We start from the raw sequence: 20,389 nt of genomic DNA on the forward strand, positions 1-20,389 counted from the left end.
TATATTTTAACTCATATCATTAACAAAACTATTGATAAAGGAGAGTATGTAGAGGATCGGAGAATGGATAAAAAAGACAGAATAAGTATCAATAACTTGATTTATATATTCAATTCAAAAAAAAGATAGTGTCGCTTTTTATGAATTTAACGACTCTCCAATATCGGAAAATAAAGTTCCTAATCTATGTACTTTAACAAAAAATCAAAGTAGCCTTTTATTAAATTATAAAAATGAAAGCTATAGCACAAAGCTTACTATCACATTCGGTGATAAGCAAAAAACAGTTTCGATTGGTGATAAAGACATTTTTTACTTAAATGATTCTTATTATAAATATCTCCGTAAAAGTATTGGAGATCATTTAAATATTACTGATCTGATTGATTTCCTGGAGGATTTTTTAGCAGATTATAATCTTGATGATTTAAAATATATTTCATCATATGAAAAATATAAACATAAAGATTTTAAAATATTAAAAGGCTATATGGAATCTCACAGAACCCAGGCAAGTGACTATCTGGATAAATGGAATGTAAAGTTTTCTTATAATGAAGCAGGTATACCAAAATATATTTTAAAAGAATCTACAGAAGGAGATCAGCAAATAGAGAAGAAGCTGATATCTTCCAATAAAGGAGTGTTTAAATATACAACGCATACCAATGCTGAAAGCAGACTTATTACTGATCGGGAAATTCTGATAGACAGTAACAAAAAAAGTTATGATGAAAAAGTAATATCAATTCAAGTGGGATTAGGAAAAGAAACCAGATATGAAATTAAACAGATTTCCAATACAATTATTCCTTCCAGAGAATTTATCTTAACAGCAGGCAATATTTCAAAAATGACATTATTAAAATAAAGCAGCACAAGAAATCATCAATAACAACCTTCATACTGTGCTTATCATTCGATAAGAATCTAAAAAAAGCAGTCTCCTCAAGTAAAGGTAGAGGATTGATGGTGACTATGAGATATCAAATGTCTTAACATGCGCTATTTGACAATCAACCAAAACATGATGGATTATACGATCTGAAGTTCCGGTTTTCTGTAAGCATTCAGTACAGAATCATCAGAATCAAGATCAGTTATCAAGGTGCTGACCTGGCGTAAATCACATACTTTGAAAGATTCGCTTTGATTAAGCTTATTCTGACTGGCAAGGGCTATTGTCTTTTTGGAAGACTGTACCATCATTTTTTTTGTTTCCCCATCAGAGATTGAAACAGAAGAAACTCCAAACGAAGAATCAACGGCACATGTTCCCATAATAAAAAGATCAGCAATATATTTAGAGACTTCATAACAAGTAGTCATTCCCGAGGTGACAGCCAGATCTTGCTCATAGTTTCCGCCAAGAATTATTAATTCTACATTTTTAAACTTTTCAATGATTGGAACTATAGAAAGATTATTGGTGATAATCCGGATTTTAATATCTAAAGGCATATAATTTACGACAGCCCATATCGTTGTACCTCCATCCATGAAAACGGTCATTCCGTTTTTGAGGAATTGCTGTGTCTTTAGAGCGATAATATCTTTCTCTTTGGTCAGGAAAGATTGTCTGTCATGAAAAGTAAGCGGATCTTTTTCCCTTACAATGGCACCACCTCTTGCTTTTGAGAGAAGGCCGTTACGATGAAGAAGATCAATATCTCTTCTTATAGTATCTTCAGAGACATTAATCTGTACCGCTAAATCTTCGAACTTGACCTTTTTCTTATTTTGAAGTTCATTAAGAATTATTTCAAAGCGTTCTTCCTTTAACATATATTACTTTCTGAATTTATAGATTACAGCAACGATTATAAACAACAAAGCTATGCTTTCAAAAGCAACCATCAAAGAAAAATGATGTGCAATGAACCCCAGTAGTGCAGGACCCGCCAGCTGGCCGGCATATCCCATAGTGGAAATAACAGGTATAGTAACAGTTGGCGATAAGCCCGGAATTTTTCCGCCTTCACTGAAAAATACGGGAACAATATTAGCTGCACCTACTCCCAGCAGAACAAAGCCTGCGAGTGATAATGCCAGCCACGGACTGAATATCAGGATTAAGACTCCTAAAGCAGCTAAAACACTTCCACCAATGACAACAATTTTGCTGTTCAATTTGCTGATTAAAGAATCGCCTGTTAATCTCATTACTGCCATGGCTACAGAAAATGCAGCATATCCAATTCCTGAAAATTCAGATTCTACTCCCTTATTATCTCTTAAGAAAATGGCACTCCAATCCAGCATAGCGCCTTCAGAAAGAAAAACGATAAAGCACATGAAGCCTAATATAAATACTGTTCCATTTAGCCACTGAAAACGGCTGGTCACTACTTGGGCTTCATCAACGTGAGAAAATTTTTGAATGATCTCTTTTTCTTCCGGATAGTTTAATAAGTGACGAAACTGGAAAACCAATAATCCAATCAATAAAGCAGAAATTGTGATGGCTGCATAGATGGGATTAAGCCCAAATTTAATTAAAAATCCTAATCCCATTGCCCCTAATAATCCTCCTACACTGAACAGTCCATGTAATGATGACATGATAGGCCTTCCAAAGGCATTCTGGACCTGTACACCGTGTGAATTCATGGCGACATCAATGGTCCCGATACAACAGCCAAATGCAAAAAGGACTATTCCCATCAGATAGATATCTGAAACAATGAGCAGAAAAGGAAGGAGTAAGGCAGCTGATAAAACAGAAGTTAAAATAACTTTTCTGGTACCTTTTTTACTGATAAAAAATCCGGATAGCGGCATCATTACTAAAGCTCCGCCTCCGAGTAAAAGAAGTAAAAATCCTAGTTCAGCTTCGTTCAGGAGAAGTCTGTCTTTGGCTAAAGGCACCATAGGTGCCCAGCTTGACAATGCAAGTCCGCAAACTAAAAATATAAATTGGGTGGCTCTTTTAGCTTCACTTATTTTTTTGTCTAACATATTAAATTTATATTTTGCAATATTATGCAAATTTGTATAAATTTGCAAAAAAACAATTAATTATTTTAATTGATAGATTATTTAAAATGACAAACACCTAAAAATTTTTCATTATGAAAATTGAACACTTAGCAATCTGGGCAGATGACCTGGAAAAGATGCGTGAATTTTATTTAAAGTATTTTGATACAGTGAGTGGAGAGAAATATACCAACGAAAGGAAAGGTTTTACTTCCTATTTTCTGACATTCGGAGAAAGTAATACCCGTTTAGAAATCATGAATAGGTTGGATATTCATGAAGAGCCTGAAAAAAGAGGATTCAGTAAGGGAATTGCTCACTTTGCCATTTCTGTAGGAGGAAAAAATGCTGTAAACAAGCTCACAGAAAGGCTACGTGCAGATCATTACACTATTGAAAGTGAACCAAGAACAACAGGAGACGGTTACTATGAAAGCGTAGTGCTTGATCCTGAAGGAAATTATGTCGAAATATCAGCGTAATCAATAAAATCTTTTATGACTAAAACAATAATATTTGACCTTGGCGGTGTTCTGCTAGACTGGAATCCCAGATATTTTTATAGAAATATATTTAAGGATCCCGCTGAGATGGAGTGGTTTCTCAGCAACATCTGTACAGACGACTGGAATTTAGAGCAGGATAGGGGGAGAACTTTTGAAGAAGGTATTTCAATTTTGAAAAGAAAATATCCCCAGCATTCTGTAAATATTCAATTCTATTTTTCACAATGGGAGAAGATGCTCATCGGAGAAATACCGGGAACCGTACATGTTTTGAAAGAGCTGAAGAAAAAATATGCTATATATGGGCTGACCAATTGGTCAGAGGAAACATTTCCCATCGCTTATAATAGATTTGATTTTTTTAAATTATTGGATGGTATTGTCGTTTCAGGAACAGAGAAAATGATAAAACCGGATAAAGAAATATTCCGGGTATTATTAGACCGCTACAATCTTAAAGCTGAAGATTGCCTTTTTATTGATGATAATAAGGATAACATTCAATCTGCTTCAGAACTTGGCTTTGAAAGTATACATTTTAGCAGTGCAAATCAGCTAAGTTCAGTTTTAAAACTGAAAGGGGTATTGTAGATTGTGATTGAAACCATACCAAGTCGGTAGGTAAACTTTTCCTGCTTTTGAACACCTCCTATTTTGTTTATTCAAGTCTATTTCTGTAATATTCCCATTGAATTTCCCAACGGGCGATGAGTTGTCAGGATTTATTAAACTACTTAATATTTCCATCATGATTTTATATTCTACCATAAATACAAAAAATGCAATATTGTAGTATTCAGTAGTAAACACAAAACCACTGCAAAAATAGCAGTGGTTGTTTATTATTACTTCAGCACACGATGCAATCGTACAGCAGCGAGGGGAAGCCATCCGTGAAAAATAGACATTGGAATAGAAGAAAATTCCGAACTGAATCATCAGATAGATGAGTTGGAGACTTATACAATGCTTACCGATCAGGAAAAAGCAGATTGAATTGCAGTAGAAATTGAATTAAAACTATCTAAAATAAAGAAAGAGATCTTATCAAGATGGAGAGTATCTTATTGAGACTTTTGCTTCCAGTTCAGCATCCCGGTTAGCTAACGTTCTGTCCTGTTTGTCATATTCCCAGCCTTTTCTGGGAAGCTTTTTTAAGGCGTGTCTATTCAGGTATAGGAAATATATATTGAAAGGCAGGAAGTAAAGTTAGTTCATCAATAAGTCTTCCTTCACTTTGTTTACCTGCGTTCCTTTTTTCTGTTTGTTTCAAATTATGAAGAATATCATCCTTTAGTTGGTTTATCCTTACTTTTTAAGAGTAAACAGCCATTGATAAATTCTTTTATTTTTATTGTAAAACTACTATACAATACAGATCTATCCATACGGGATTCTGTAAGGTGAAAAATAGCATAGATTGTAATTTTACTACATATATGAAATAGAAAAATTGATTATTAAGTATCTTCAAGAAGGTTTTGGTCAGAATGAAATACCCGAACGATTAAAAAAATGAAGGTATTAAGCCAAACAGTTTAAGCTCAGTTGAAAAGCATTTAAATAAAATTAAAGAATTTTATGACGCTAAAACCCTTTTCACCTTACATGTATTCTGCATAATAATAAAGTTTTAGTAAATCCGGATTTCCGTAATGTGGATTAATAAAATAATTGTTATAATTATCTCAGATTGCAATCACAATTATATTATTAATTAAAAAAATAAACATTTATGAAAAAACTAATTTTATTAGCAGCTTTTGGAGTTGCTGGACTTGTAAGCGCGAAATCCGAAGATTTTAAAATTTCCTCAATTAAAACTGAGAAGACAGAAATCAAGAAAGCTTTTGACCTCTGTGGCGTGAATGTTACATTTTATGACAGTGAAGGAAATGTAACTGGTTCTCAATGGTACGTTACCGATGCTCCTACGCTTTCATCTTGTCAGGCTTTTCAGGCTATGGTAAAATGGAATCTTGCTAAAGCCGGATTTAGTCTTTCTGCAAACTAAATTATTATGAATTTCAAAAAAAAATATTTTACGATATTTTTCGTAATGTTTTTCTTGCGTGGACTTGCACAGATTCATGTAAAATATTATCATGTAAGATCTCCTATTGCGACCCTATATGAAGACCTATACATAAAAGATAATGATGTCATATCAATTCAGGATTCAATAGTTAACTTCAATAGTAATGGTACAATGTCTGCAGTAAAACCAAGTGGCAGACCTTTAAGCAAGAATTATTTTATTTCAAAGCTTCAGGACAAAGGAAAAACAAAAGATTTTTTCTTTACTGGACTTGACAGAAATACAAAATATTTTATTCACGATAATTTAACTAAACCGGTTTGGAAAATTGACGAGACGAAAACAAAAAAAATTCTAGGTTATAATTGTATAAAAGCAACTACTAATTTTAGAGGCTCGGAGGTCACTGCCTATTTTACAAAAGAATTGCCATATTCCGCCGGACCTTTTAAATTCTTTGGCTTGCCGGGAATAATATTAGATATAAGAGAAGATAATAAAAATTTTAACATCTGGAAAGCTGAAAAAGTGGAATTAAGTGTTGATCCCAATATAAATTTTACCCCCAAATTAAGCAGCTATCCTAAAATAACAATGAAAGAGTTTATTGATTTGAAGGATGGAACTCAAAACAATGAAATGAAGGATCTATTAAGCAGGATGCCAGCCGGCACAAAAGTCCAAAGCGACTCAAAAGGCAGAGCAGGCTTGGAAAAAAAATTTGAGTTTGAACAAATGTATGCTCACTAAAAAAGCACCTTTTAAACAAAACAGGGAAGTTTACCTTTGTCATATTCCCAGCCTTTTCTGGGAAGCTTTTTTAAGGCGTGTCTATTCAGGACTAGTCAAAAAACAGATTTTTAATAGATAATTTAATTTTTGTAATCTTAATATATTAAGTTGAATTTGAAAATAATTAAAATAAAATGAATTTAAGAAGGATAGGATATATATTCTTAGCAGCTTTAGCATTAACATCAATTATACTTGTTATTGAAGTTAATATACACCATGACAATATTAACTTTACTAAAGCTGAATTAAATGAAATAATACTTTGGTCATTTATAAGAGGTCTTGTAATTTCTTTAGCGGTTAATATAGCAAATCATTATCACTCACTTCAAAAAAGTAAAAATAACTAACTTTATATTTTAGCTCCTACAGATTATTGTAGGGGCTTTTTTATTTGCTAAAATCATCTTGAGGTAAGGTCAAATTAGAGTATATTTTATATTTATTAACTATTTGAAAAACGGGAAGTCTTCAATTATTACAACCCGGCATGAGTTGCATGAATATTGGGAGAAACGTAATGAAGAACTATATAGATAAACTATAAAAATTTATAGTATACAAATGGATCTGAAATTAACCTATTCGAAATAGCCTCAAAAAAAGATAAAATAAATATAGTTTATTGTAAAGTTTAATTTTTAAGACATAATTTTAAAGACTAAAAATTAATAATAAATCTCAAAAAAACGATGCGAATACAATCAATATTTATTCTAGGTCTTTTGTTTTCTTGTGCAAAACAACCTGAAAATAAAATAGATAATGACACTTGGGAAAAATTAGAGGTTATCACCCTTTTTCAGAAAATTACAATTGAAAATCACTCTGACAGTTCAGAAGTTGAAAATATTGTCTGGAATAAACAGATTTATAATATTCCCCCTAAATACATTATTGAAGACACTATAAAGACAAAAATTTATCTTGACAAAAATGAAAAAGACAGCTTAAAAAGTTGGATTAAATCTTCAATTCTTAAACCCAAATTTACAGCTTTAAATGCTTCTGATTATGTAGGAAATGTAGAATTAAAGTACATTGACAGAAACACCACGTTGAGTTGTAAATATTATTCTGTTGGAGAATGGGATAAAGTCTCAGAAAATACAAAAAAAATTTACAACTTATTGAATAGTAAAACAGAGTTATCTAAACAGTAAAAAACCATTCAACTCAGACGAGGAGAGTTTATACTGTATTAGTGTATAATAAAAAAAGAAGTTTTATTTGCTAAGGAGATAGAAAACAAAAGAGTAGAAATGAGAATATTTCAAATTATTAATTAGTAGAAAAAATGGAGTGCTTAGTGGTGAAAAGGCAGATTACATATTCATGTGTATTTCCTGCAGGAAAAGATAATCTGATGGATATTCTTAAAATTATTCCATCAAAAAGTGCTATTGCATGGCTTTCATATTTGTTGTTTAAAAAGGGTTTAATGACAAGTAACCAAAGCGAACTTGATTTTTTTATTCCATTATTGTTTAAAATGAACGCAAAATTACAACGTGAAATCACTGATTATTTACAGTACATTACTGATGAATTAGAAAATTATGTGTTTTTAGATCAAGCTTCTTTATTGATATTAATTGAGTATATTTTAGAAAACCATAATGAGAATAATGAGGATATACTTGAGTCAAAGGATGATTTTTCAAATTTATTTATTGCTTATTTAATTTGTTGTGATGAAAGGATTCATTATTCAACTAAGGATTTGGCGTCTATTAAAGATGCGGACTCACAAGTTTTACATCATTTGCCAGTACAATTAAAAATTAATGATGTAATTTATCCTAAAGATTATAGAGTAGAATTTATAAGGTTTTATTGCTTTATGATTTTTTGTGAGCAAGATGTAGAATTCAATGGATATCTAAAAGTATTTCTAAAAGAAAATCAGATTGAAAAATGGGAGGATTATTTACACTTTGTTTTGCACATCTATCTTAGAAATACTACTAACGAAGAAGGAGCTTCAAACTTGATGAAAATCGTTCCTGTGAGATGCTATCAGAAAAAGCTCTTACATACGATGAGTATCGATATCAACAGTTTCAAAAGGACAGCTGATTTTACAGGATTAAGAAGTAAGCCGATTTATTGTCATGGCAATAATTTATACAGTATTATTTTTTCAAACTTTTTTATTGATAAAATGTTTCAGAGTTTTTTGTTTGACCTTGCTTCTACGTTGAAAGAGAAAGGGATGAATAAAATAAAAAATTATCCTCAATTTAAACAATTAGTAGGAGAACGTTTTACAGAAAAATATTTGTTTTATGAAATAATGGAAGGTTGCTTTTCAAAAACATATAAAAAACTTATATCAGGAGATGAGTTGAGAAAAAAAATAGGAGATGGAGAACCTGATTTTTATATCAGAAAAGGAAAAAACATATTTCTATTTGAATTTAAAGATGTTATGCTAAATGCTAAGATTAAACATTGTGGTAATTTAGAGGAAATTCAGCATGAGTTTCTTCAAAACTTTGAACTTAAAACAATAGAAAAAAGTGGGAAAAATCAAAAACATAAAGATAAAGGTATAACACAGTTGCTAAATGTGATAGAGAGTTACTTAACTACAATCTTCCAGAATTTGGATAGATTTGAGATAACGGATAGATTTAATGTTTATCCTATAATTGTCTATCAAGATCCTTGCTTTGACATTGAAGGTTTCAGGTATTTACTGAATGACAGGTTTGAAAAATTAAAACGGAGTAGAGTTATTCCTGAAGATTGTTTTGTGAAAGAATTTGTAATGGTACCTCTTGAAATTCTAATTAAACTTGAAGATTACTTTGCTGACGGAATATTACAATTAGATATCCTCATTGATAATTACATAGTGGAATGTAAAAAATCTGAACAAAATAAATTACTTCCTTTTAATAAATATATTATGAGGCAAGCTAAAGAAAAAGGGTATAGGGAGGGGGAAAGTTCAAGATTTCAAAATATCCTGAATTCTTTTGTTGAAAAAAAATTGAATTAAATAAAATAATTAGCCACCCTTTTGACCACCCTAAAAATCAAAAACCTCTGAAAATCAAATGATTTCAGAGGTTTTTTGTACCCAGGACCGGGATCGAACCGGTACTCCTAAGAACTGGTGTTTGAGACCAGCGCGTCTACCAATTCCGCCACCTGGGCTTGATGTTGATTTCAAACATGTTGTTTGTTTCAAATTGGTGTGCAAATATAAGAACTTTTTTCAATGTTCAAAAGCTTTTTGAAGAAAAAAAATTAAAAAAATATTTCCAAACCATCGTAGGCAAGGTGCATTCCGTCCGGAAGTTGTTTATCTTCAATATCATGCAGACCTAAATGATGACTGATATGAGTTAAAAATAATTTTTTAGGTTTTAACTCTTCAAACAGTTTGATAACATCCGGCAGTATAAAATGGGCCGGATGGGGATCAAATTTTCTGATACAGTTTAATATCAGGACATCCAGATCCTTTAATTTTTCTTTTTCTTTCTCAGAAATAAAACCGGCATCAGTGATGTATGCAAGATTTTTGAACTTATATCCGAAAACTGAAATTTTATAGTGAATTACTTCAACAGGGGTAATTTCCGTATCAAGAACATGAAACGGTTTATTTTCAATTTCATGAAGTTCAAAAGCCGGAGCTCCCGGATATCGTACGTCAGCAAATGCATATGGAAAACGGTTTTTAATCTCATATGCTACCCGTGAGTAACAGTATAAGGGAACATCTTTTCCGCTTTTGAAAATTAATGGGCGCATATCATCCAGACCAATCACATGATCATTATGCTCATGCGTAATCAGCGCAATATCTACGTTGTGCTCATGGTTTGTAAGCATTTGCTGCCTGAAATCCGGACCGCAGTCAATGAGTATTTTCTTATTTTCCTCCGTAGTTACCATAGCGGAAGAGCGTAAACGTTTGTCTTTCGGATTTTCGGAGGTACACACTTCACATGTACAGCCTATAACGGGTACACCCTGAGAAGTACCAGTTCCTAAAAATTTCAACTTCATTTTGTTTTGAGGTTGGTTTAATTTTGGTAAATTTACAAAAAATTTCACGTCCTAATGTATCAGAAACTAACTCCTAAGCAAAAAGCATTAACAATTAATCTAGATCCTACTATTTATGGTACTTTCGCAGAAATTGGAGCCGGGCAGGAGACTGTTCGCCACTTTTTTAGAGCAGGGGGAGCTTCCGGTACAATTGCTAAGGCAATGTCTGCTTACGACAAAGATTTTAGTGATGCCATCTACGGAAAAGAAGTAAAAAACAGATATGTAACCCAAAACAGACTTCGCAAGATGCTCCGCTATGAGGTTGCATTGATTGAAGAAAGAATTTCCAGGGATAATAATCCTGACAGAAAATTCTTCTCATACGCGAATACTGTAACAACGATTAATTTCGATAAGACGGTTAAAGGTCACGGATGGGTAGGAATCCGTTTTCAGACCAAAGAAAACGAAGACTATAATGAGATCGTTATCCACGTAAAATTCAAAGAAAATGATGCTACCTTACAGCAGGAAACACTGGGTAACCTTGGCGTGAACCTGATCTTCGGAGCCTTCAATTACTTTGATAACCCAAGAACACTTGTTGAATCTTTATACGATGATATCGCAAAAGACAATCTGGAAATTGACATGATCGATTTCAGCGGACCTGCTTTTTCATATGTTGATAACAGGCTGATGTCTTTACAGCTTGTGAAAAACGGAATGACGGATGCTGTAATTTTCAATTCTCAGGGGAGCAATATGCTTCCGGCAGATGTCTTGTACAAGAAAAATATCTTTGCGGTAAGAGGAAGCTTCAGACCAGTTACGAAAGTAAATATTGATATGCTTCAAAATGGACTGGATATGTTCGTTAAAGATGCTATCTGCAGCCATGAAGACACAGAGGTCCTTATTGAAATTACCATTTCCAATCTTAGAGCGGATGGTGATATTGATGAGAGGGATTTCCTGGATAGAGTAGATATTTTAGGTAAACTGGGGTATACTGTTATTATTTCAAACTTCTCGGAATACTATAGGCTGATCGATTATTTTGCCTCTTATACTAGCGGGAATATTGGAGTTGCAATGGGGGTAAATAACCTGTTGATGGTATTTGACGAGAAATACTACAAAGATATGTCCGGAGGAATTCTGGAAGCATTCGGTAAGTTTTTCAGAAATGGAATGCGAGTGTATCTGTATCCTTACAAAGATCCGGAAACACATCAGTTACTGGATTCTTCAAACCTTAAAGTAGAAGAAAACCTTAAAGAATTATACAAATATTTCAAACGCAATAACCGTATTGTAGATATTACCAATTATAATCCGGAATTTTTAGAAATTTACTCAAGAGAAATATTGAGAAAAATTGCTTGTTGTGCCAAGGGCTGGGAAACCCAGGTTCCGGATGGCGTGGCAGAAATGATTAAAGAGCGTGGAATGTTCGGTTATAAAGAAGAACTATCCTTAAAACAATTCTCTTAAAAAATAAATACAATGTCAGAATTAAAGAAAAGACTTTCCTCAATTCTTGAAAGTCCTAAACATAATACAGAAGAAAAACTTGAAAAAGTATGTCACTTGTTGGATCAGGAGATTTCTTATTTCAACTGGACAGGTTTCTATTTCAAAAATGGAGATAAAGAAGAACTGATCTTAGGCCCTTACGTAGGAGCACCTACCGATCATACTATTATTCCGTACGGAAAAGGAATTTGCGGTCAGGTTGCCGTTTCCAATGAAACATTTGTTGTGCCGGATGTACATGAAGAAAGTAACTATTTGAGCTGTTCAATTGATACCAAGGCTGAAATTGTGGTTCCTATTTTCAAAGACGGACAAAATATTGGTCAGATTGATATTGATTCTCACACCGTAGATCCATTCACAGCAGAAGACCGTGAATTATTGGAATGGCTTTGTAATGAAGTTTCCAAAGTATTGTAATTGAATTTCAATAAGAATATAATAGAAACTCCAGCTTTTAGGCTGGAGTTTTTTTATGTTGATTTGCTGAACAGAGGAGCTGATTTTTAGTGAAAAATAAGAAATAGTAGTTTCTTAAAAATAGCATTGAAAAGCTTTTCAGGTAAATATTAATAGCTTTTAGATTGGATGCAGGCAATATTTTCACTTCTACATTTTAAGCATCTGAAATTTTGAGATCTTTGAAAGGTCAGATCCGCATTAAATTTATTTCTGTGAGTAATCCTTTAAAATAATGCTCACATTTGGCAATATGAGTTCCGTACCAGGAGAATGCTTCACCATCTACAATCATGATTTTTTTGTCAGGATAAAAGACCTGCAGTTCTTCAATATGTTTCTCTTTAAAAGGAAAAGGCTCAGAGGAAAGCATGATTACATCAGCATCCGAAAGATCTTCTGTGGTAATCACAGGGTAGCGGGTTTTGTCTTTAAAAATATTTTCAAATCCTATTTCTGCCAGAATTTTATGAATAAAAGTGTCTGAACCAATAGTCATATAAGGATTTTTCCAGATCAGGTATGCTGCTTTTACCGGTGTTTCAAGTTTTGACAGATTAAGAATATCGTAAATTTTAAGGTTGAAAAGCTGTGCTTTTTCTTCTTTTTTGAAAAGGTTTCCAAGGTTTTTAAGAAGATAATAATTGTCTTCAATCGTTTCTACATTGGTTACCATTACTTTAAAGTCACTCATTAAAGCTTCTACCTGATCTTTGACATTTTCTTCTTTATTGGCGATGATGAGATCCGGATGTAAGTCTTTTATTTTCTGAATATTAATGTTTTTTGTGCCTCCTATAATGGCTACGTTTTTTACTTTATCATGAGGATGAATACAGAACTTTGTCCGGCCGATAACCTCATGTTCGGTCAGTCCCAGGTCAAATAAAGCCTCAGTAATAGAGGGTACAAGTGAAACGATTTTCATATTGGCATATTAGATGATGCCTAAAATTACAAAAGTTTTCCGGTTAAGAAAAGTCCCGCGACTGTAAAATAAATGATAAGTCCCGTTACATCCACCAATGTTGCCACAAACGGAGCAGAAGAAGTAGCAGGGTCAAGTTTTAATTTCTTTAAAACAAAAGGAATCATAGAACCAGATAAAGTTCCCCATAATACGATAGCAATAAGAGAAACGGAGACACTCAGTCCTACATACACCCAATATGGACCATAGTTGAAAAAGCCAATCTGCTGCCAAAGCATAATTCTGATAAACCCGATGGCTCCTAGAATAGCTCCCAGACATATTCCGGAGATAATTTCCTTCTTCATGACGTACCACCAGTCTTTAAGATTGATCTCCTGAAGTGCCATAGCACGGATGATCAAAGTGGCGGCCTGTGATCCTGAATTTCCTCCACTGGAAATAATAAGAGGAACAAATAAAGCAAGAACAACTGCTTTTTCAATTTCCTTATCAAAATATCCCATTGCAGAAGCAGTCAGCATTTCTGAAACAAAAAGAATAATAAGCCAGGTAGCTCTTTTCTTGATCATCTCATTCCATGATGTTTGGGTATACGGAAGGTCTAACGCTTCCAATCCCCCGAATTTCTGGATGTCTTCCGTGTTCTGCTGTTCAATTTGGTCGAGGATATCATCAATTGTTACAATACCTACCAAAACACCCGCTTCTGTAATAATAGGAAGAGCACCACGGTCGTATTTTTCGAAATAAGTTACCGCATCTTCTTTTGAAGTAGTAGTGGTGATCGCGACGAAATGATTATCTGTAATATCAGAAACCAGTGTATCTTCTTCCTCAAGAAGCAAGGTCCCGATGGCAAGGTCATCAATCAGGCGGTTTCTTTCATCCACCACATAAAGATAATTCATAGTTTCCACTCTTCGCCCTACCTTTTTGATCTGCTGAAGACATCTTTTTACCGTCCATTCCTTACGGATCTGGATATAATAAGGGGTCATCAGACGGGCGATAGAGTCAGAATTGTACCCTAAAAGTTTTAAAGCAATTCTCCTTTCCTGCGGATTAAGATGATTGATAGAGTACTTGATAAGCTCATCCGGGAAGTCCTCAAAAAGAGAGGTTCTGTCATCCGGAGTCATCGCATTCAGGATCTCGGATACTTCATCGCTTCCGATACTTCTGATGGTATCTTCCTGGAAGTCAGGGTCGAGGTGGGAAAACACTTCTGCTTTGTATTCTTTCGGTACCTTCAGGAATGCGAGCAGCCTTTCATCAGCAGGAAGTTCGCTGAGTGTTTCGGCAATGTCGGCAGGATTGAAGATAAGTTCGTCTCTAGAATTCAAAGGCTGAAATTTTTTGGATATGCAAAAATAATTCAAATTTTTAAGACTGCGTAATAAACTGGGAAAATTAAGGATTAATTAAAGTTTAGTGCTTCATAATAAGAACAAAAAACATCCGCCGGGACGGATGTTGAAAAATTAAATTTTAAATTCCAATATTCTTTAAATTGGTTCGCATTCTGAAGTAGGAATGTAAGTACAGACAGCGTTTGTACAGCATTGGTATGGCCCGCAATCTGAGTTGCTGCCACACTTTTTTATTCCATTTCCTTTAATGTTTTTTTGCTCCAGCCTGTTGAGCTTCTTAAGATTTAAATTACTCATGATTATTAATAATTTAAAATTAAGGCTCTATCATACAGTCATGATCAAGACACTCTCCATTGCAGCAATATCCAACGGAACAAGGTCTGTTTATACTGCATCTGAATGGTCCGATACCTCCGTTAATCTCTTTTGAAGCCTGTCTGGTAAGTTTCTTTAGATTTTTCATATAATTTAGATTTAATGTAGTACTAAAATAGTAAATATTTCTATATTATTCATTTGTTGGTGAAAATATTTTACAATGAATAAATGTTTTGTTTAATATTTTAAATAAAAACACCTGCATTTGCAGGTGTGCGTAATGATCATATTATTATCATTATTCCAAGGGGCATGGGTATAAAACGCATGTGTTGTGGCAGCATGATCCACCTTGGCATTGAGAATGTTCTGTACATCCTTTAATAATTCCGTTTCCTTTAATTTCTTTTTGCTCTTGTCTGCTAAGTCTTTTAAGATTTGGATTTTTCATAGGATTTGATTTTAAAGTTTAGTTTACCTTGTTTTTTATTCCATACAAATGAACGGACTGCAAATACCATTGCAACACCATCCAATAGTGCATGGATTCATTTTGCTGCATCTTGCTGATGCTCCGCCTTTAATCTGCTTGGCTTTCTCTCTGCTGAGTTTCTTTAAATTTTTCATATGATTAAGGTTGTAATGTATCACTAAAATAGTAAATATTTTTTAATTATTCATCATTTGGTGAAAATATTAAACTGTTAATCAGTATCTTGTGATGTTTTTGAATAAAATGTGTATTTTTTAATGGGTATAAATGCTTTGTATTTCAGGCTTATATTTTTATAAATAAGGATAGAGATCATTCATGAATATTCCATTACAGTATGATCCATTCCGACTTTCAAAAGAAAATGGTATTGGAGAAACTAAAATCAGAAGAAATCTGAAATTTTTATAAGTTCGGATATATAGGCTGAAAAGTATCTGCCCATTATGAATCAGCCGGTAAAAAATCGATAATTATTAGATTTAAATAAAGAGATAGGGGAGAGCTTACGATAGAAAATCTGTTACCTGCGAGAAGTTTAAAACGATAAACTTCCAGCTCAGAGTTCTGTTTCTGTTGGTTTCAGTTTTCTCAGTTTTTTTATAATCCCTTTTATTGCCCCTTCTGTTCCCATCTTAACAGAATTTACGGTAGAACCAAGCAAACGCATATTTTTGCGGTAGGTGTCATGATCACTTTCTGTAACAAAGTTTCCGTCAGCGTCAAAAAGTTTCATGCTTACCACAACCTGATTCGAGAACACATATTTTCCAAAACCTACTTTGAAATACCTTACTTTGGAAACAATGGCAAAATCAGCATCATTATTCACACAGTAATCCATAATGGTCTGTCGGTCTATACTATCGTAGGAAACCTGAACTTCTGCGCGAAGCATTTTATTTCTTTTTCCACTGAAATTATCAGACACAGCATCAAAAAAAGCATTATTCGTAGGATCCTTTATTTCATCAATATCAGGCTCTACTTCGGGATTGAAGTACAGGACTTTTCTTATTTTGTCATCAGTATTTTTCTGTGCTTTTACAGAAGTAAAACCAATGGCTAAAAAAATAATAACTGCTGTAAAGGATATAATTTTTTTCATTTGTAATTCGAATGCAAAATTACTGCCTTTTCGTTGGATTACATGAAATTTATTATGATTTTTTTAACATTTTTTTCTATTAAAATTGATTTATGAAATCAATAATGTTTGCAGGATCAAAAAATAGTTGTAATTTTGCACCCGTTACATAATAATCATTAAACAATATTGGAATGTACTTAACAACAGACAAAAAGCAGGAAATTTTCGCAAAACACGGGAAATCTGCACAAGACACAGGGAGTGCTGAAGGACAAATCGCTCTTTTCACTTTCAGAATCAACCACTTATCTCAACACCTAAAGGCTAACCGTCACGATTTCAACACAGAGAGATCTCTAGTGAAATTGGTAGGTAAGAGAAAAAGTTTATTAGATTACCTTAAAAATAAGGATATCGCAAGATATAGAGCAATTATTGCTGAACTAGGTTTAAGAAAATAATCTATAAAGATTTTCAAAATAAAAAGCAACTTCGAAAGAGGTTGCTTTTTTGTTTTGTATGACTGTGAAATGTAATCATAGACGGCGCAACAATTTTTATTTTGAATAAAATAAGTACCATAATAAATAGTACAGTTGAAGGAGAGAATCCCTGAATGCTGAATTTAAGGTTTAACGGAGTATATTAGTTCGGTTTTTTTCCAATTTTCCCCAAATGCGTGTTCTGAAAGCTGTCCGGATATTTTAATCCATAACCTAATATTCTGTCAAAGGAAGAATGCGAAAATAATAGGGCCCCTGCCGCCTGCAGATAAGGTAAAGAGAGGAATGTTCCGGCCAGATAAACAAGAATAGCTAGTCCCAGATGATGGAAAAGGTTATAGAAAAAGGCACCCGCTTTACTGTTCACCATATATCCCAACATCGAAATGTCTGGAGCAAAAAACAGTCCGGCGAACCACCACCAGGAATATCCTGTTTGTGCAAACGCATATATTCCTAAAAGAAGAAAAGCTGCATATTCGAATTGTAACTGTAATTTCATTGTAATCCGGCTTTAAATTATCTATGAATAAGTCCTTTATTTTAATAGAAAGTTACACCTTTAAGATAAGAAAAAAATAAAGCGGAATATTTTAATATTCCGCTTCTATACATTTTGATTTAAATAATTTTAATGGCCTGACTTGGCTTCCGTACTTTCCACGTGGCCAAGATATTTTGTACAATAAGCACCAAAGATCAGGATCACCAGATAGCAGAATACAGGAATAATAAATGAATGCTGTACCCCAAACTGATCTGCAAGATAGCCCTGGAAAATGGGTACAATGGCACCTCCTAAAATTGCCATTACGACCAAAGAGGATCCCTGACTGGTATATTTCCCTAATCCTGAGATGGCAAGCGTATAAATATTAGAGAACATAATAGAATTGAAAATTCCGATTCCCAGAATACTGTACATCGCCAGTTCACCACTATTTACCATCGCAGAAATCAATAATACTACATTGACAGCGGCAAAAATAGATAATGTTCTTGCCGGAGCTGCTTTACCAATAAAGAAAGCAACAAAATTAAGTGCAATAAATACAAGGAAGAAACTGATTTGGGCAAAGGTCAGATTAACAATACTGAAAATGACTAAAAATACAAGGGCTGCTGCACCTAGCATATAAATCGCTTTTTTACCCTGACTGATAGAGTGGTTTAGAGAAATAGCACCTAAGAACCTCCCAATCATAGCACCTCCCCAATATAAAGAAAGATAATTTTTACTGATTATTTCATCAAAGCCCATGATCTGAGGCTGCTCCAGAAAACTTATAATAAAACTTCCCACTGCAACTTCACCGCCTACATAACAAAACATAGCAAAGACTCCGAATTTTAAGTGATTAAACTTTAAAGCACCCCAGCCTTTTACAATTTCTTCTGTATCATTGGTTTGAAAAGAAGGAAGTTTAACTCTGGAAATCAGTAAAGCTACCAATAAAAGGATGGCTGCAAAGATCAGATAAGGGATTCTTGTTGCTACAGCACTGAAAGAACCGTCTTCTGAGGAAAATAATTCAAAAATCAAATGTCCCCCTAAAACCGGTGCAATAGTAGTTCCCAGCGCATTGAAAGCCTGAGTCATGTTTAAGCGGCTGGAAGCTGAGTCTTCCGATCCTAATAAGGATACATAAGCATTAGCTGTAATCTGAAGTACTGTAAATCCTAAACCAAGAATAAACAACGCACCTAGAAATAAAGGATAATAGGAAAATGTGGCGGCCGGATAGAATAGAATACAGCCTAAAGAAGCAAGGAAAATTCCAAAGAGAATTCCCTTTTTATAGCCTACTTTATTAATGGGATCTCCTTTAGAGATTGAGATGAAGAAATAAATCAATGAACCTATAAAGTAAGCTCCGAAAAAGCAGAACTGTACAAGCATAGATTCAAAAAAAGTAAGTTTGAAAAGCTGTTTCAGATAGGGGATAAGAATGTCATTCATACAAGTGATGAATCCCCACATAAAAAACAAGAGGGTAATGGTAATCAGCGGAATCGTATAATTCCTGCTTTGCGGTTGTACTTCTTTATTATTCATAAACATTTATTTATCTGTGGTAAGGAAAGGTCCTTAGATTTTGCCTACAGCATTATATTTTGTGAAGTAGGGCAAATATAGGGATGAACCCATATTTTTGCAATTATTTTAACGTTTTTTACAGCGAAATGTATACTTTTTATTGACTTAAAATATTATTTTCATTTTTTGAGACAATAATACAAAAAGAACAGGATTTTTCAATACAATATCATTAAAAAAATGTCATTTTCTTCTTTTGTTAAAAAAAGGTTCATCTCATGAATTTTACTTTCTATTGATATTTATATTTTTCAGAGTAGTCATGAAAATAAAATTATTCCTGAATATTTATTCTTCCGGACAAATCGTATAATAACCGGATGACTCTTTTTTATATTTTCTTTGTTTAAATTCTACAGATATCGATGATATTTCAGCCACTGGATGTACACGTCTATCCAGTGGTCTACAGGTAAATTTTGAACTCCCATTCCAAAACCATGGCCGCCTTTTTCATACATATGGAGCTCAGCGGGCTGGCCTGCTTCCAGCCATTTAGTATACAATAAAATACTTTTCGGTGCTAATTTGAGCTGGTCGTCACTGGCAGCGCAGATAAACATAGGCAATGATCCTTGGGGAATTGGTGCATTTAAAAGGTTTTCATCAGGTGCTCCGTAAATAGCGGCTGCAAAATTAGGAACAGTAGAAGCATTGGTGCTGTGTAAAATACTCTCTAAAACAACATTTGCCCCTGCAGAAAATCCAATAACTCCTAAATGATCTGTTCTGATATTCAGTTCCTTTGCATGAGATCGAAGGTACGTAATAGCTGTTTTCACATCTTCTCCGGCCATCATTTTTATAGGAGCTGTTTTAGTCTCAAATGCAGTGGGGTTTTTAATGTTTTCCATCATTTCACGGGCAGGATCATTAGATTTTGTTTCCAGAAGCCGATATTTTAAAACAACTGCGGTGATTCCTTTTTCAGCAAGCTTTTTTGCTAAATCAATCCCTTCTCTATTGATAGAAAGGCTTTGAAAGCCACCTCCCGGAGCAATAACGATTACTGTTCCGTTCGCTTTGTCTTTTGGAGCTTCAAATACCAGCATAGAAGGGCTGGTTACATTATATACCACTTCGGTTTTAAACAGATCGGAATACGTATGGGCTTCTTTCTGTTTCCATTTTTCCGTTCCCGGTGCTTTTCCATTGTATAATGGAATGCTTTTTTGTGCCTGCATAGTAGTGATTCCTATAAGGAATAATCCAGCTGTAATTAGGTTTTTCATGCTATATAGTATTGTTTTAAT

22 protein-coding genes and 1 tRNA gene are annotated in these 20,389 nt (G+C 33.7%); 11 read left to right on the plus strand and 12 right to left on the minus strand.

From position 1 onward, the window contains the following. Window positions 1-490: 490 nt before the first annotated feature. Complete coding sequence (locus LF887_RS06135; protein ID WP_236857953.1) at window positions 491-871, plus strand: hypothetical protein; 381 nt, start codon at window positions 491-493, stop codon at window positions 869-871. Window positions 872-1,035: 164 nt separating this feature from the next. Here LF887_RS06135 and LF887_RS06140 read toward each other — a convergent pair whose 3' ends face one another. Then, window positions 1,036-1,785 carry a DeoR/GlpR family DNA-binding transcription regulator gene (locus LF887_RS06140; RefSeq protein WP_236857954.1) on the minus strand — a complete coding sequence of 250 codons (750 nt, stop codon included), beginning with the start codon at window positions 1,783-1,785 and terminating at the stop codon, window positions 1,036-1,038. Between the two features lie 3 nt (window positions 1,786-1,788). Continuing rightward, window positions 1,789-2,958, minus strand: coding sequence for an MFS transporter (locus LF887_RS06145; protein WP_236857955.1), 1,170 nt, complete (start codon window positions 2,956-2,958; stop codon window positions 1,789-1,791). A gap of 113 nt (window positions 2,959-3,071) precedes the next feature. On the opposite strand from LF887_RS06145, the gene LF887_RS06150 reads away from it, so the two are divergent. From LF887_RS06150 to LF887_RS06180, 7 genes are all read left to right on the plus strand, one after another. Continuing rightward, window positions 3,072-3,461: a VOC family protein gene (locus tag LF887_RS06150; protein ID WP_236857956.1), complete on the plus strand. Its 390-nt coding sequence runs from the start codon at window positions 3,072-3,074 to the stop codon at window positions 3,459-3,461. Between the two features lie 15 nt (window positions 3,462-3,476). Next, a complete protein-coding gene (locus LF887_RS06155; RefSeq protein ID WP_236857957.1) occupies window positions 3,477-4,076 on the plus strand; it encodes an HAD family hydrolase in 600 nt (199 codons plus the stop codon). Between the two features lie 1,144 nt (window positions 4,077-5,220). Next, window positions 5,221-5,499, plus strand: a complete 279-nt coding sequence (locus LF887_RS06160) for a hypothetical protein (RefSeq protein ID WP_236857958.1) — start codon at window positions 5,221-5,223, stop codon at window positions 5,497-5,499. 6 nt (window positions 5,500-5,505) lie between these two features. Further along, entirely contained in the window at window positions 5,506-6,273 is a 768-nt protein-coding gene (locus tag LF887_RS06165; RefSeq protein ID WP_236857959.1) for a GLPGLI family protein, read from the plus strand. 176 nt (window positions 6,274-6,449) lie between these two features. Then, entirely contained in the window at window positions 6,450-6,668 is a 219-nt protein-coding gene (locus tag LF887_RS06170; RefSeq protein ID WP_236857960.1) for a hypothetical protein, read from the plus strand. A gap of 342 nt (window positions 6,669-7,010) precedes the next feature. Continuing rightward, on the plus strand, window positions 7,011-7,481 hold the full coding sequence (locus tag LF887_RS06175) for a hypothetical protein (protein ID WP_236857961.1): 471 nt from the start codon (window positions 7,011-7,013) through the stop codon (window positions 7,479-7,481). Between the two features lie 203 nt (window positions 7,482-7,684). After that, window positions 7,685-9,325, plus strand: a complete 1,641-nt coding sequence (locus LF887_RS06180; RefSeq protein ID WP_236857962.1) for a hypothetical protein — start codon at window positions 7,685-7,687, stop codon at window positions 9,323-9,325. A 78-nt stretch (window positions 9,326-9,403) separates the two neighbouring features. Here the strand turns inward: LF887_RS06180 and LF887_RS06185 are convergent. Both LF887_RS06185 and LF887_RS06190 read right to left on the minus strand, forming a co-directional pair. Next, window positions 9,404-9,483, minus strand: a tRNA-Leu gene (locus LF887_RS06185). Window positions 9,484-9,576: 93 nt separating this feature from the next. Beyond that, the gene (locus LF887_RS06190) at window positions 9,577-10,344 is read right to left on the minus strand and encodes an MBL fold metallo-hydrolase (protein WP_236857963.1); all 768 of its coding nucleotides are present in this window, start codon (window positions 10,342-10,344) and stop codon (window positions 9,577-9,579) included. 54 nt (window positions 10,345-10,398) lie between these two features. On the opposite strand from LF887_RS06190, the gene LF887_RS06195 reads away from it, so the two are divergent. Continuing rightward, window positions 10,399-11,826, plus strand: a complete 1,428-nt coding sequence (locus LF887_RS06195; RefSeq protein WP_236857964.1) for a TonB-dependent receptor — start codon at window positions 10,399-10,401, stop codon at window positions 11,824-11,826. Between the two features lie 12 nt (window positions 11,827-11,838). Beyond that, entirely contained in the window at window positions 11,839-12,288 is a 450-nt protein-coding gene (locus tag LF887_RS06200; RefSeq protein ID WP_236857965.1) for a GAF domain-containing protein, read from the plus strand. Between the two features lie 229 nt (window positions 12,289-12,517). Here LF887_RS06200 and LF887_RS06205 read toward each other — a convergent pair whose 3' ends face one another. The 5 genes from LF887_RS06205 to LF887_RS06225 form a co-directional block, all read right to left on the minus strand. Then, a complete protein-coding gene (locus LF887_RS06205; RefSeq protein ID WP_236857966.1) occupies window positions 12,518-13,255 on the minus strand; it encodes an ABC transporter substrate-binding protein in 738 nt (245 codons plus the stop codon). Between the two features lie 26 nt (window positions 13,256-13,281). After that, complete coding sequence (gene mgtE, locus LF887_RS06210; protein ID WP_236857967.1) at window positions 13,282-14,604, minus strand: magnesium transporter; 1,323 nt, start codon at window positions 14,602-14,604, stop codon at window positions 13,282-13,284. Window positions 14,605-14,947: 343 nt separating this feature from the next. Next, entirely contained in the window at window positions 14,948-15,097 is a 150-nt protein-coding gene (locus LF887_RS06215) for a hypothetical protein (protein ID WP_236857968.1), read from the minus strand. Window positions 15,098-15,438: 341 nt separating this feature from the next. After that, complete coding sequence (locus LF887_RS06220; protein ID WP_236857969.1) at window positions 15,439-15,579, minus strand: bacteriocin-like protein; 141 nt, start codon at window positions 15,577-15,579, stop codon at window positions 15,439-15,441. A gap of 425 nt (window positions 15,580-16,004) precedes the next feature. After that, the gene (locus LF887_RS06225; protein WP_236857970.1) at window positions 16,005-16,553 is read right to left on the minus strand and encodes a pyruvate decarboxylase; all 549 of its coding nucleotides are present in this window, start codon (window positions 16,551-16,553) and stop codon (window positions 16,005-16,007) included. 173 nt (window positions 16,554-16,726) lie between these two features. Between LF887_RS06225 and rpsO the strand changes: the two genes are divergently transcribed. Continuing rightward, window positions 16,727-16,996 carry a 30S ribosomal protein S15 gene (gene rpsO / locus LF887_RS06230; RefSeq protein WP_034692246.1) on the plus strand — a complete coding sequence of 90 codons (270 nt, stop codon included), beginning with the start codon at window positions 16,727-16,729 and terminating at the stop codon, window positions 16,994-16,996. 184 nt (window positions 16,997-17,180) lie between these two features. On the opposite strand, the gene LF887_RS06235 is transcribed toward rpsO, so the two are convergent. From LF887_RS06235 to LF887_RS06245, 3 genes are all read right to left on the minus strand, one after another. Then, window positions 17,181-17,540, minus strand: coding sequence for a DUF4260 domain-containing protein (locus tag LF887_RS06235; RefSeq protein WP_236857971.1), 360 nt, complete (start codon window positions 17,538-17,540; stop codon window positions 17,181-17,183). A 129-nt stretch (window positions 17,541-17,669) separates the two neighbouring features. Beyond that, window positions 17,670-19,094 (minus strand): sugar MFS transporter, encoded by a 1,425-nt coding sequence (locus LF887_RS06240; RefSeq protein WP_236857972.1) that lies wholly within the window; start codon window positions 19,092-19,094, stop codon window positions 17,670-17,672. A gap of 395 nt (window positions 19,095-19,489) precedes the next feature. Beyond that, a complete protein-coding gene (locus LF887_RS06245) occupies window positions 19,490-20,368 on the minus strand; it encodes an alpha/beta hydrolase (protein ID WP_236857973.1) in 879 nt (292 codons plus the stop codon). Window positions 20,369-20,389 lie beyond the last annotated feature (21 nt).

Origin of the sequence: Chryseobacterium sp. MEBOG06 (assembly GCF_021869765.1) — a bacterium.
Lineage (GTDB): Bacteria > Bacteroidota > Bacteroidia > Flavobacteriales > Weeksellaceae > Chryseobacterium.

What these genes read in the sequence shown, in the direction of transcription:
- LF887_RS06135 (WP_236857953.1), top strand. Translation starts at nt 491, where the DNA reads ATGGAATCTCACAGAACCCAGGCAAGTGACTATCTGGATAAATGGAAT.
- LF887_RS06190 (WP_236857963.1), bottom strand. Translation starts at nt 10,344, where the DNA reads ATGAAGTTGAAATTTTTAGGAACTGGTACTTCTCAGGGTGTACCCGTT.
- LF887_RS06245 (WP_236857973.1), bottom strand. Translation starts at nt 20,368, where the DNA reads ATGAAAAACCTAATTACAGCTGGATTATTCCTTATAGGAATCACTACT.
- LF887_RS06155 (WP_236857957.1), top strand. Translation starts at nt 3,477, where the DNA reads ATGACTAAAACAATAATATTTGACCTTGGCGGTGTTCTGCTAGACTGG.
- LF887_RS06220 (WP_236857969.1), bottom strand. Translation starts at nt 15,579, where the DNA reads ATGAAAAATTTAAAGAAACTCAGCAGAGAGAAAGCCAAGCAGATTAAA.
- rpsO (WP_034692246.1), top strand. Translation starts at nt 16,727, where the DNA reads ATGTACTTAACAACAGACAAAAAGCAGGAAATTTTCGCAAAACACGGG.
- LF887_RS06175 (WP_236857961.1), top strand. Translation starts at nt 7,011, where the DNA reads ATGCGAATACAATCAATATTTATTCTAGGTCTTTTGTTTTCTTGTGCA.
- LF887_RS06195 (WP_236857964.1), top strand. Translation starts at nt 10,399, where the DNA reads ATGTATCAGAAACTAACTCCTAAGCAAAAAGCATTAACAATTAATCTA.
- LF887_RS06205 (WP_236857966.1), bottom strand. Translation starts at nt 13,255, where the DNA reads ATGAAAATCGTTTCACTTGTACCCTCTATTACTGAGGCTTTATTTGAC.
- LF887_RS06150 (WP_236857956.1), top strand. Translation starts at nt 3,072, where the DNA reads ATGAAAATTGAACACTTAGCAATCTGGGCAGATGACCTGGAAAAGATG.
- LF887_RS06235 (WP_236857971.1), bottom strand. Translation starts at nt 17,540, where the DNA reads ATGAAATTACAGTTACAATTCGAATATGCAGCTTTTCTTCTTTTAGGA.
- LF887_RS06140 (WP_236857954.1), bottom strand. Translation starts at nt 1,785, where the DNA reads ATGTTAAAGGAAGAACGCTTTGAAATAATTCTTAATGAACTTCAAAAT.
- LF887_RS06165 (WP_236857959.1), top strand. Translation starts at nt 5,506, where the DNA reads ATGAATTTCAAAAAAAAATATTTTACGATATTTTTCGTAATGTTTTTC.
- LF887_RS06160 (WP_236857958.1), top strand. Translation starts at nt 5,221, where the DNA reads ATGAAAAAACTAATTTTATTAGCAGCTTTTGGAGTTGCTGGACTTGTA.
- LF887_RS06180 (WP_236857962.1), top strand. Translation starts at nt 7,685, where the DNA reads ATGGATATTCTTAAAATTATTCCATCAAAAAGTGCTATTGCATGGCTT.
- LF887_RS06225 (WP_236857970.1), bottom strand. Translation starts at nt 16,553, where the DNA reads ATGAAAAAAATTATATCCTTTACAGCAGTTATTATTTTTTTAGCCATT.
- LF887_RS06200 (WP_236857965.1), top strand. Translation starts at nt 11,839, where the DNA reads ATGTCAGAATTAAAGAAAAGACTTTCCTCAATTCTTGAAAGTCCTAAA.
- LF887_RS06145 (WP_236857955.1), bottom strand. Translation starts at nt 2,958, where the DNA reads ATGTTAGACAAAAAAATAAGTGAAGCTAAAAGAGCCACCCAATTTATA.
- LF887_RS06240 (WP_236857972.1), bottom strand. Translation starts at nt 19,094, where the DNA reads ATGAATAATAAAGAAGTACAACCGCAAAGCAGGAATTATACGATTCCG.
- LF887_RS06215 (WP_236857968.1), bottom strand. Translation starts at nt 15,097, where the DNA reads ATGAAAAATCTAAAGAAACTTACCAGACAGGCTTCAAAAGAGATTAAC.
- LF887_RS06170 (WP_236857960.1), top strand. Translation starts at nt 6,450, where the DNA reads ATGAATTTAAGAAGGATAGGATATATATTCTTAGCAGCTTTAGCATTA.